This window comes from Vibrio sp. J1-1, from assembly GCF_021728395.1.
In the GTDB taxonomy this organism is placed as follows: domain Bacteria; phylum Pseudomonadota; class Gammaproteobacteria; order Enterobacterales; family Vibrionaceae; genus Vibrio.
On record NZ_JAKKCM010000007.1, the window covers coordinates 301,258 to 313,119 of the forward strand.

The window sequence follows — 11,862 nt, forward strand, 5'->3', positions numbered from 1 at the left end:
GTCGTAATAATGAAAATCAACAGCCCTAATCGTTCACGAGCAATTTTAACTTTAAAAGAAGCAGCTGGTGCGCTGTGCACTGGTTACTACGAAACAGAAGAAGCAATCGTTCTAAAATTGAAGAACCGCCAAATAAACCAAAGTACATATGAGGACTATCTCGCTGGGTTAATCGGCGCTATTGAAGACGGTGCAATACCTTATACAAATAAAGGGCAGCCACCACAAGAATCTATGACCACTGAATTTGAAGATGTTTGGGTACGAACCAAAGACGTATCCGAGTGGCTGGCATATTGTTACCCTGACTTTGATGTTCCTTCTATTTTTCGTTCCACCAGATTAGCAACGAGAATTAACCAGCAAAACACTGCCGAGGTAAAAATCAGCGACGTAAACGTACAACAGGCAAAAGCAGCAGACCACCCTCAACATTTGGATACTGGCATCAGCGATGAAAGCCAAAAGAACCAACATTTACGTGACGAGATTGAAGAACTTAAACGAACCAATAAAGAGAAAGACACACAGATTAGTGAATTAAAATCCAATCTGGAAATAGCCACCGAGCAAGTCGAGTCGCTGACCGAATTCACAGAGTTAACAGAAAAGAACGAAAAGTTAGGTAACAGTTATTTCTCCGCATTATTAATGGAAGTGATGTTAGAACCATCATCAAACGGTCCAGCTCCATTTAAAAACAAATCGGCCATCATTAAAGCCATTCTGGCGAACAACGGAAAAGACCTTCCTGGTGCTTCAGAAAGAAAACTAAACGAATGGAGTGCTTTAGCATCTAAGGCTCTGAAAATTGTGAGAGAAAAGAGAAAAGACTAATTCCAGTAATTTTTGCAGCTGCAAAATCAGCATCCTATCTACACCACAATAACAACCCGCCTTTCTCACTTAAAAAACCGCTATATTTGCAGCTGCAACACTTTCTTTGCAGCTGCAAGGAAAACAAAAGTTCACCTGATTATATTAGCTCCCGTACCACACAACACGGTTCACTAAGGAGCAAATATGCACAAAGACAAACCTTTAACTCTTCTTCCTAAAACCGAAGTTCTCGCACGATTATCTTATTCAAAATCGACACTTCACTCACGAATTGCAATGGGACTAATGACCCCACCAGTCAATTTAGGGGGGCGTAAGGTAGCGTGGCCGGAACACGAGATTCAGTTGATTATTGCGGCAACAATTAAAGCCCAAAGCTCTAATGAGATTGCCCAATGCGTCAATCAATTGATTGCAGAGCGTAACTCACTTATCCATGAATTCAATTAACCCTTCCGTCAAGATTGGCGTGATTATTACTTTTTTATAAGGAAATAAATATGACCCGTAAGAACGCAGCTAACCTAGTACTAAAACAACTACTTGCAGGGAAATTGCTAAATAAAGCTACTATTAACCGCATCATTAAGGATAGCCACGGTGCGACTCAGATCATTGATTATATTCGTGAAGTTCTGTTCGTTAATGTGCTGTGTAACCGTAACAGAAATCCCCAAGATACATACTGGTACATGACGACTGAAGCGATTCAACAGTACCGTTTAAACCCAATCGCACACACAACTCATCAACGTAGCGTGAACGAGCAAAAGTCGATTGAACGTGACTGTTATCTAATCAAAAAGATTCTAAGAACACGTGGGACTAGCTTTGTCTATGAGCAGGTTATTGAAACATTGAACGAATCTCTTCGTTCCTCGTTACATTAAAACCTAGACCGTCATTTTTTATAATTTGAGCTAATTACTACCCTGCTTACTTTCAATTGGGTATGCAGGGTACTTTGCCAAGGGATCGGCATGACTATTTACGATTATATCGAAGAATTTAAATCTACTATCTCTAACGCGGGTATTGAGTCGCCTTCCGAAATCATAACGGATGGCGAATTACACCGATTTAGCAGCAATGGCAAGCCTGGGGATACTGCAGGCTATTATACGTTTTTTACCAACGACGACGGTTCTTTCGGGGGCAGTTTTGGCTGCTGGCGTGATGGTGTAAAAGGACGTTGGTCTTCATCTGGTTCAAAAGATAAAGCGAAAAGTGTAAAAGTTGCAGAGCTTCATACCCACCCAAGCTTTGTTCGAGAGCAGTTGAATGCAGAACGAGCTTGTTATGCGCAACGATTGTACGAAAAGTCAGAGACTATACCGCTTGATCATCCGTACATCACTCGTAAGAACATTAACCTATGGGGTGATGCTCGTTATATTAGCAAAATATTGTGCGCTGACTTTTTTAATGACAAAAGTAAGAGCGGGGCTTTAACTAACTGCATTGTCATTCCGGTACTTTCGGAAACTGGAGCAATACAAAGTATTCAAATTATCACGCACGAGGACAAAAAATTTTTTCTAAAAGGCGGAAAACTTGATGGTGGGCGATTTACCCTCAACGGGGATAAAAGCTTGGTATACGTATCAGAAGGTTTTGCTACCGGCTCAACCATTCATGAAGTCACAGGAGCTACAGTTGTCGTTGCGTTCAATGCTGGTGCGCTCGAAAAATTAGTTCCTTCATTAATGACACAATACCCCAGTAGTGAAATCATTATCGCCGCAGACAATGACCACCGAAAAGCTAAAGAAGGTAAAGGAAACCGTGGGCTTGAGGTGGCGAAATCTATCGCGGAAGAACATGGCATTGCTTATACGTTCCCTGAATTTTCAGCGGAGGATATTGGTACAGATTGGAACGATTTTTCGTCGTGTCATGGAATTGAACAAACCAAAATAGCTCTGACTGCTAATCAGTTACACGTCCAACCTAAGCAAATTTTCGAATGCTTTGATTCCGCAATCAAAGCATTGCTAGAAGATCGTGATAACGAGTTAGCTTTCGATGCCGCAGTCAACTTCATCAAAGATGCATCAACGCTTCAGTCCGGCCGCATGAAAAAAAAGCTGAAAAAAATAGCCGATGTAAATATTGGCGAAATTGATAAAGTTATTTCAGTTAAGGAAGGTGAAGCAGCGCCAGAATTAAGTCATGGAGAAATAGCAACCCACTATATTGAACAGTTCAAAGCCCCTCGTCCTGTATGTGAATATGACCGACTATGGTCATATGATGATAAATCAGGTATCTGGCGAGATACCCCTTTGTCAAAGGTCGGTGTGGCGATCTCGAAAAAATATGTTGGTGAGAAACTTTGCCGTAGAGAGTCTGACTATAAAGCAATTGCATCACATGCTTACAATGTGCTTGAGCAAAGCGGATTCTTTGAAAGTGCACCAAAAGGGCTTCACATTCCGGCTGGTTTCATCTTTGTAGATGGCAAACATATGAAGCAAGAAAAGCCGAGACACGAGCACCGAGCACGATTTCGTTTAGACATTACGCCAGATTTTAGTCGAGAACCTGAGTTGTTACTTTCTATTCTCCAGGATGCTTTTGCAGAGAATTATCCCGAGGAGCAGATACGGCAACTGCGCATGCTGACCGGACTTGCACTTTTCGGGCTACAAGCCAAGGAGCAGCGAGCCGTATTACTATACGGTGAAGCAGGTTCAGGTAAGTCATTGTTCTTGAAGTTACTTGAAGCACTTGTACCTAAAGAGTACCGCACCAGTGTTAGCCCGCTACACATGGACAATGACTATAAAATAGCAGCACTAGCAGGAAAACTATTGAACCTTGTGCCTGAGATTGACAAAGAAAAGTCCGTTCCAAGCGCAGAATTCAAGTCTATTACTGGTGGCGATACCGTTTCAGCTCGAGAGCCATATGGTAAGGTATTTACCTTCACACCTGATGCTGGTTGCTGGTTCAACGGGAACTATTACCTGACAACCAAAGACCACAGCGAAGGGTTCTGGCGACGCTGGGCTATCATCCATTTTTCCAACAGTAAGCCAGAAAAAGAACGCGATCCTGAATTATTGTCGAAAATTATTGATCAGGAACTGCCTTCAATACTTGCATGGGCGATTCGTGGTGTCGAAGACTATTTCTCAATTGGTTTATTTTTGTCCTGCGCTCACCAATCTTGTATTCAAGAGTGGAAGCGTAACGGAAACAGTGTCAGTAGCTGGCTTCACGATATTGAAGACAATGGTATTGGCGCACGTATACAAGGAATGTCCAACCCACGACTGAAACTGTCGCACGCCTATACCATTTACAAGGACTGGTGTCGCCATAACAACCGTAAGCCATTCAATAAGCAAGCTTTTAAAGCTCACATGGCAAAGAACGGACACAATGAAAGCCTATACAATGGTTATCATTGCTATGAAACTCTTTATGACGCTCGCCAGATCTTGGCGTTTAGTTGACCTGGTGGAGAAAGTGATGTTTTTTTTAAGAAAACTTTGCTTATAAAAATAAACATATGCAAGACAGACTGTATATTTTTTAAGTAATATAGTAAATAAAGAAATAACCCACTATTTCCACTACGAGCTCCATCGATAAAGGAGGGGGATGGGACCAAATACTACCCCCCCTCCCCCACCTCAATATATCGGCGTCGAAAATTTATCCGATTTTTGAAACTGAAAACTTAGCAGCAAGAGACCTTCTATATGTGTTTGTCGTAAGTAATGCTTAATGACCGAAATGGCAAAGCGAAGTAGATAACTTTGTTGTCCGAGAAGGATTGGCTGCTGACGCAGCTAAAGGAATGTTATTGTCTATTGACAGGCAGAAGGCTCATATATGTTATGTGCGTAACTCAAATTCAAGACCGTATTGGTCGATACATTTTTTAGCTTTGTATACTGGTATCTCGATCGAGTGGCGACTGAGCGACGCCTTAACTTGAGACTCTAACTTATCGGATGAACGAATGCCTAAGTACACAGCACCGACGGAAGAAAGTGGATAGGTATTTAACTGTATGGGCAGTCCCCATTCGTCTTCTCCCACATCCAACAGGTTTTTCTCAACATCGCACAGAAATAACCTTTCCTCCTCCTCATAAGCCCAATCTATAGCTTTTTCTAAGGATACTCCTTTGAGTACATTGTCTTTAGAAAGGTACTCCAATGGCAAACCGTTTAAACTTGAACGATTTCTGCGATATCGAATTGGTTCAGCTTTATTAAAGTATGTATCGCGTTTAAAGCCTATACAAAACCCTTTATGTGATTGAGCGTAATGCGACCACATGAGTATATTTGAGTTGTTTCTCGATAATGAAACAAATGCTGTAGGTTCTACATGTTTTTGAGCAAGTTCTGGGTAGAGTTCATATTCGTTGTTTCCAACTTTCATCGAATGCTCGAACGGATCATTCAATGAATATAAAGGAGTAAACCGTAATCTCAAGCTGTCAAGAACGTCTACTCTCTCTGGGGGTAGATACTTAAATAACAATGACATACTTCCTTATCTGGATAGCACATAACACCCGATTAAGTGGTGATCAACACAACGCGACGTTTCCGCACACCACCATAATCACAAAAAATCAGCACATGCTTAAAATGCCACGCGTTGCGAATCACTTTTAAATTGTGTTATAGCTGTACTCACGACACCTGCGGTTTCTTCTTTTCTAGGCTCGCGATGATCAAAGGTGTGGCAGCGCCTAGATGAAGTGCTGCAAGTTCGTTAATGTTGACACCAACTTTTTGATAGACAAGTGCAGTTAAGCCACCAAGAACGACCATGACTAACGTAACAACCCAATAAAAACCAGATCGTAACCAATCGGGCTTTTCTCCTTTTTTGGCATGCCTAAGCTTATATAAAGCAAGAGCTTCGGGTAATAAGCCACCAATAACTCCCCACATGAAAACTTCTTCAACTGTCATGTTAGCTTCCTGTCTTGGCTGAGTTAACTGCACGGAAGGCTGCCCAATAGTCACCAATTGCCGACTTTCTTTTCCTCAACGTGTACAAACTACGACCATATTTGTCTTTCATAATGGACTTTCTAATTTCAGGCTCTGAGTCTAAATATTTCTTAATTTCTTTTTCAGCAGCCTTTAGTTCTTTAGCCAGACCTTCACTAGTTCTGTAGTCCCATCTCTGGTCATGCAAAGCTTTAATCAAATCAGCTTTGGCTAAGGGTTTCTTACGTTTTTTACGCTTATTTTTATCGGAATCATCCGTAGGTTTATTCATTTTTACTCCAAAGCTATAGGCTGGCAATACCGATGCCACCGCATACCGCCTTAACCACGAAAACCAACGCATAGTAAAAATGCCACGCGCGCCGCATCACTCTTGAACAATTTGTTATTTGTTTGCTCTCAAAGATGCAATCAATCGCTCCGTATCACCACTAGCTTGAGCCACTTCCCACAACTCCAAAATTTGAGCTTTGTTTTGACCCAACCATTCACCGATTACCTTATCGTACTTTTTTTCTAATTCTTTGTAAGAGCCAACAATTCTTTTACCAGTTTCAATGCAAAAACTAGCAGTATGTTCATTTCTTCCATAGTCGATATGAATGTGTGGTCTTTGGTGATGTTTCTCTTGGTACATTTTTATTTTCAAGTTTTGCAGCTTGAGGACAAGAAAAGACAGATCACTATTTGACCGTGAGCTGTAAAGATCAATTTCTGCCATTCGCTTCTGTAGAACTTCAACTTTATCTAACATCTATCTGTTCCCTCGCATACACATAACGCTTTTTAACCCGCGAGAAGCCATTTTCATACAACTATGATGCAGCCTTTCATATAGCACTTCAATTAATAATCAATAGGAGAATAACAAGAATGTTAGATTAGATTGCAAAATAGTGCATAATTCTAGACAGGCAGATTGCTGTGCTCTTTCGGATTTTCAGATAAAACAAGCTCGCATATTAGCAGGTGAATGAGCTTTTGTACGGCAGCATTGGGGAAAATTGAGTTAGCTTTCTTGAACAGAACAAATAAAGCTACTCTTATTCACACCAGATATGACTAATAAAAACATCGTGAACGCCGCAGATGACCAGTAATGGGAGGGAGTGGACCAAAACGTTATCCCCCTCCCCTATCTAAAGAAACCTTCACCAATAGCTTTCATATTTTGACTTTCAGAAAACTAAAAGCTTTATTGCAATCAATTCGGAATCTTCTCAAACTCAATCCGCCCAGCAGTATTCTCACCTTTGTTCCAGCACCTATTGGTCCAAAACAAACCTGACATTTTCATTGTTTTTACATCATCAACAATGACTTTAGCTGCCCCATCATAATACGAAGTATCAGTATCAGCCTGAGTTTTATTATGTCCTTCAAATATATAAGACAACTCAAACTTGTCATCCTTAGTTCTCACCACTCGGCAATAATCAGCATATGTCCGACCTACCGTAGTATTAGCTTTCATTCTAATATTAAAAAAATCAGCCTCAATCTCAATGGGAAAAGAAACTTCAGTTCCGCCGGCATAATTTGAAGAAATTTTTCCCATCCATCTTCCATTAAAATCAGGGCATAACTTTTGCTTTAAAATATCAATATAGATATAACGCCAAGCATATTTTCCAATAATCCAAGCTAAAAAAGCTAATGTTGTTACAGTTGAAGAAATCGCTCGAATAATTTCCTGACCCAAAAAAGATGAATAAAAAACAAAAACAGCTATAGAAGCACCTATAGTTATCCAGAGACGTATTTTCGGGTTAATAATATCCCACATATAAAATCACCCTATAAATTATTTTCTAAGTGAAAATTATACTCTAACATTTAACCAATTTAGCTTGAGTTAACTTTTCTCCATCCCAAAAGCCATACCATCGAGTTACTCGTCCTTGAATAATCACTATCATATTTCTATTTGGTAGCTTTTTTGACCAATCGGCAGTATCTATTATGGATGGCGAAGGATGATCTTCCGCGTGAGTATGCCAGTCACCAATAAATGTTCTTGTCGAATCAGAATCCCTCCAGGTCCTTAAAGCTATTTGCTGGTGAGTTAGACTACGACGAAAAAATCTGAACCTTGATTGTATATCCCCAAAAGACGGTTTTGTCGCCGTTACTACGTTGATATCTTCACCTCTATATTCGCCGATTAATATCCCTCCAGATTCCACTTGGCTACTATGTAACTGACGGTGTGTTTCTAAAGTACGCAATACTTCATCTTGAAGTAAAATATACACATCTCCGCTTAGATTCGATATTAACTCTGGCATACAGGGCAATTCCGCATTGGTTCCATTAACTTTTCAGGGTATTGCTTTGCTCTATCAGAAAGCGCTTTTTGTAAGAAGTTAAGCTTCATAGGCTGATCTTGTTTAATGAGCCGCAACGCTAGTGCCGCAGCTGTCATACTAGCTTCTGGTCCAAAAGGTAAATGGGACTCTCCACATGTACGTTTAAAAGCACTATTTACGTCTAAAGAATTACTAGGACTAAAAGATTGGTATCTATCTGCACGTGGGGATTGGTTATAATCAAACAAACAAGCGTAACAAGCCCCTTTGCCATCGTTAATCATCGCTTTGGCTTGATGTCCAAAACCAGAAACCCAGCTATGGATTAGGAGTGTACTGCGTTCATTCAATTTGAGATCCTGATACCACTGGGTAAGAAGCAGCGAAAAACCTTGTTCTCCTGTAGCGTCAACGATTAAATCCCAACCATCGCCTAAATCTCTTTTAGTGAACTCTCCTCCAGATCTTACATTTGTAGATAAACCTTGCTGCTCAAAATAATGCGCTAGAGCTTCACTTTTATTCTCACCGAGATACTGAGTACCTAATATATGTCGCCCTAAGTTACCAGGTCTCATTGTATCCCTATCATAGAAGCATAATGTGCCTCGACCTGTTCCAGCTCCAGCCTGAACCAACCCCTGAGCTAAGTAACCTCCCACAGTACCACAACCAATAACACAAATACGTTTATTTCGAAGGCCTTCAAAAGAATTATAGTTTCGGCTAAATATATATTTTTCAGTCGCATTTTCTACGTGGAAACGCTCAAAGACAGATAAGCAATGATGTTTAGATAATGCAGATAATGCATGCCTTGGATTAAATTTTGCGTTCTTTGGTAAATTAACAAAAAGTGCAGATTTACCCAGTGGCCTTATTGAGATATTCAAACCAACATGAATAGTATCAAAACTCAAAACTACCATGAAGTTAGACTTTGTTTTAGCTTCTTTTCTTAACTTATCTAATAGGCTTGATGCGGCTGAGCTATCAACCTTTCGTAGCCATGTTAAAACATCACCTAAAGTGTTTAATGGCCACTGCTGGTCGAAGGGAATAAATAAAGGTTGCTTAACAGCCACTTTAATCGTGCTACATAATTCTGACGGCAACTTGCCATCTTTAACTGAACTACAATTTCTTTTAACAGCCCACTGTGATGCTTCTGAACTATTATTTGCGACGGCATATTCAGTAACACGATTACCATTCAATTTTTCTCTGGAAAATTTGTAAAGTTGGCTCTTTTTATTCTCTGACAACAAGTAGCAAATTCTGTCTGGAGCCCAATAACTTGTGAACTCCGCGGCTATATCAGAGTGATTAGAGCCATCAGCCCAACCATCTAAAATAGATTGAATTTGAACCACGCAAGCTGCAACGAATTCCTTTGGTCGAAGAGGATCAATATTCTTGGTTGTCTCATCAAACAAACAAATAGTCTGATTTCCTTCAAGGTGTGGCAAACGTACACTAGCTAAGCTTTCTGGCATTGACAGTACTCGAGGCTTAGGCAGCTTTAATAAAGAAGGGTCACTTATAGGAAACTGAACCACAAACTCACCAATACTAGTAGCAAACACTCGCTCAAAAGCTGGTATTGGTGGGTATGAAGTGTGGATAGGTGAATACCTAAAACCCCTAGACAATAATTCTTCTTCAATAGAACTCAAACCCATCGTCATCCAGCGTCACCATTAGGTACTACTGGGGCTGGATTAGTCTTTGCTGGTTTTGACAAAATACCAGCCGCCGTAGCAACATCGATTAGGTCTTGCCTATTAGGAACACGTAAACCCAAAGCTCGTCTAATTCCATCTACTGATTGCTGCTTGTTTTCAGCTTCTTTCAAAGAAAACGATAAATCCGTAGCCAGTTCTAACGCAAACTCTTTGTCTTTACTTATCTGTTCTTCGGACATTTCCGACGATGGGTACAGTTGAGGTTTGGTATCATCTGCTGGGTTAGGTACACCTTTTGTAAATTGTTTCTCAAGTCGCTCAGCACATAACATCAAAGCTTCACTCTCCTGAGCTGAAGTAAACTTCTTACCCCGTTCTTCTGCTATCTCGCTAAATGTTTGCGCAGCGCAAGCCATTAAGGCTATAGAAGATGGTCCACCGCCAGAAGAGAACTTATAGTCTCTCCAAGCTTTTAAATGACGACAAACATTGCGAAGCACTTCACCATGAAAGCGAATTTGGTCTTTAAACCACTCACTAATCGTCGCAGGATCACTATTCACCCAGCTTTCACGATTACGAACAGCCAAGTAAACATCGTCTTTTGCTAATAATGAACGAGAATCTGTAAACCAAGCGCTATCAGCGCGGTTAGCTTTCATTGACTCCATCGCTACATGCCTTTCTAAAGGTATCGCATACAGAGGGACATCAATGTGTATTAAATCGCTAACGATTAACCTCGCACATGTATTTTTTTCCTCGAAGGTCCATCCCATATTTTTCGCTAAATTATTTAATGCCCTATCAACAATGGAGAAAAATAAGTCCTTGGATACTATTGGGCTCTCGCGAAAGATTTCTAAGGGTAGGTAGATTCCATCATCCAAATCTATCTGTTGAGGGGGATTGTGGCAGGGTAAATTCAACGTTTTATATACAAAACTACCTTGACTCATGAACTTAGGAGTCAAACCAGCTAATGCTGACTTCTGTTCGGGCTTTAATTTTCGTAGCTGATCGACAAATGGTAGATGAATCGCCCTACCTGAAAGCTGCCATTTCCCAGCCTTATCCTTTTCAAATGCATTATTTAGGGCAGAGAAAGTAACACGAATAGTGTTTCTGACAATTTGCCGATATTCCCTCAGCTCACCCATTTGGGTTTCAGACGGCGTGATTTTAGGAAGAAAGCCATCTTCTTCATCACTTAGTAGCGGAGTTGCGTTAAATTTCATCAAGTATTCCCTAATTCTCTAAAATCTGGGCTGTAAATGTGTATACATAAAACAGCCTTCTTTTCCAAGCTCTGGAGGGTCTGTCGCTAAAGTCAATTCTCTGAAAATCATTGGCTAATTTTCACCCAATAACTCCCTACATTGGGTGTGTTTAGTTGAATATCAACCTTAAACATAATTAATCTTTGGTACTTTCGTAGTACTAGCATGATCTCCAAGACTTCCACACATATAGAGGCAAATTAAAAACACTGTTCAGTGTTATAATTTAGTAAAGGCTAATAAAAGGATTTCGTTATGAGCGCTCCAAGAGGAAATACTTACAACAATAAATACAACGCAAGTTATAGTAACCAGTGCTACAAACTTTGCCTTCTAGGAGCAACAGACAAAGACTTAGCTAATTTTTTTGAAGTAGATAGGAGCACTATATACAACTGGACTTCGAAGCATGCAAAGTTTGCCCGTGCACGTAAAATGGGGAAGCTAGTTGCGGATGCGGAAGTGGTGAGTAAACTGTTCGAGAGAGCAATAGGTTATATCGTAAAGAAGCAAAAAGTACTCAATAACGGTAAAATCATTGAATACACAGAGGAGTTGCCACCAGAAACCCACGCTATCGAGTATTGGTTGAAGTGCCGCAATAGTGATAAATGGTTACACAGTCGAAAGTAGAGTGGCTTTGTTGCGGAAATCGAATGAACTAAATCAAAATCTTACGATCAGATCAGGGACATTCATTCACTGACTTTGATTAGATGCCGAAGCCTCGCTACAAAACCACTAACTGGTGCAAGTACAATAA

At 40.4% G+C, this 11,862-nt stretch carries 13 protein-coding genes; 5 read left to right on the forward strand and 8 right to left on the reverse strand.

The annotated features are described in order from the left end of the window. Positions 1 to 9 precede the first annotated feature (9 nt). The 4 genes from L3V31_RS13885 to L3V31_RS13900 all read left to right on the forward strand — a co-directional run bounded on the left by L3V31_RS13885 (position 10) and on the right by L3V31_RS13900 (position 4,301). Positions 10 to 837: a hypothetical protein gene (locus L3V31_RS13885; protein ID WP_237316590.1), complete on the forward strand. Its 828-nt coding sequence runs from the start codon at positions 10 to 12 to the stop codon at positions 835 to 837. 186 nt (positions 838 to 1,023) lie between these two features. Further along, positions 1,024 to 1,290, forward strand: a complete 267-nt coding sequence (locus L3V31_RS13890) for an AlpA family phage regulatory protein (protein ID WP_237316591.1) — start codon at positions 1,024 to 1,026, stop codon at positions 1,288 to 1,290. A gap of 50 nt (positions 1,291 to 1,340) precedes the next feature. After that, complete coding sequence (locus L3V31_RS13895) at positions 1,341 to 1,730, forward strand: hypothetical protein (protein WP_237316592.1); 390 nt, start codon at positions 1,341 to 1,343, stop codon at positions 1,728 to 1,730. Positions 1,731 to 1,820: 90 nt separating this feature from the next. Beyond that, the gene (locus L3V31_RS13900; RefSeq protein WP_237316594.1) at positions 1,821 to 4,301 is read left to right on the forward strand and encodes a phage/plasmid primase, P4 family; all 2,481 of its coding nucleotides are present in this window, start codon (positions 1,821 to 1,823) and stop codon (positions 4,299 to 4,301) included. Positions 4,302 to 4,686: 385 nt separating this feature from the next. On the opposite strand, the gene L3V31_RS13905 is transcribed toward L3V31_RS13900, so the two are convergent. The 8 genes from L3V31_RS13905 to L3V31_RS13945 form a co-directional block, all read right to left on the reverse strand. Next, the gene (locus L3V31_RS13905) at positions 4,687 to 5,241 is read right to left on the reverse strand and encodes a DUF2971 domain-containing protein (RefSeq protein WP_237316596.1); all 555 of its coding nucleotides are present in this window, start codon (positions 5,239 to 5,241) and stop codon (positions 4,687 to 4,689) included. A 257-nt stretch (positions 5,242 to 5,498) separates the two neighbouring features. Next, positions 5,499 to 5,783, reverse strand: coding sequence for a hypothetical protein (locus L3V31_RS13910; RefSeq protein WP_143692569.1), 285 nt, complete (start codon positions 5,781 to 5,783; stop codon positions 5,499 to 5,501). Between the two features lies 1 nt (position 5,784). Next, a complete protein-coding gene (locus L3V31_RS13915) occupies positions 5,785 to 6,096 on the reverse strand; it encodes a hypothetical protein (RefSeq protein ID WP_237316598.1) in 312 nt (103 codons plus the stop codon). Positions 6,097 to 6,210: 114 nt separating this feature from the next. Further along, the gene (locus L3V31_RS13925) at positions 6,211 to 6,579 is read right to left on the reverse strand and encodes a DUF4160 domain-containing protein (RefSeq protein WP_237316600.1); all 369 of its coding nucleotides are present in this window, start codon (positions 6,577 to 6,579) and stop codon (positions 6,211 to 6,213) included. Positions 6,580 to 7,029: 450 nt separating this feature from the next. Beyond that, positions 7,030 to 7,611, reverse strand: a complete 582-nt coding sequence (locus tag L3V31_RS13930; protein ID WP_237316601.1) for a hypothetical protein — start codon at positions 7,609 to 7,611, stop codon at positions 7,030 to 7,032. Between the two features lie 43 nt (positions 7,612 to 7,654). Beyond that, complete coding sequence (locus L3V31_RS13935) at positions 7,655 to 8,113, reverse strand: Mov34/MPN/PAD-1 family protein (protein WP_237316603.1); 459 nt, start codon at positions 8,111 to 8,113, stop codon at positions 7,655 to 7,657. Next, positions 8,101 to 9,822 (reverse strand): ThiF family adenylyltransferase, encoded by a 1,722-nt coding sequence (locus L3V31_RS13940; RefSeq protein ID WP_237316605.1) that lies wholly within the window; start codon positions 9,820 to 9,822, stop codon positions 8,101 to 8,103. The genes L3V31_RS13935 and L3V31_RS13940 overlap by 13 nt, the downstream gene beginning before the upstream one ends. Beyond that, positions 9,819 to 11,057, reverse strand: coding sequence for a cyclic GMP-AMP synthase DncV-like nucleotidyltransferase (locus L3V31_RS13945; protein WP_237316607.1), 1,239 nt, complete (start codon positions 11,055 to 11,057; stop codon positions 9,819 to 9,821). The genes L3V31_RS13940 and L3V31_RS13945 overlap by 4 nt, the downstream gene beginning before the upstream one ends. A 297-nt stretch (positions 11,058 to 11,354) precedes the next feature. On the opposite strand from L3V31_RS13945, the gene L3V31_RS13950 reads away from it, so the two are divergent. Continuing rightward, the gene (locus tag L3V31_RS13950) at positions 11,355 to 11,732 is read left to right on the forward strand and encodes a hypothetical protein (RefSeq protein ID WP_237316609.1); all 378 of its coding nucleotides are present in this window, start codon (positions 11,355 to 11,357) and stop codon (positions 11,730 to 11,732) included. Positions 11,733 to 11,862 lie beyond the last annotated feature (130 nt).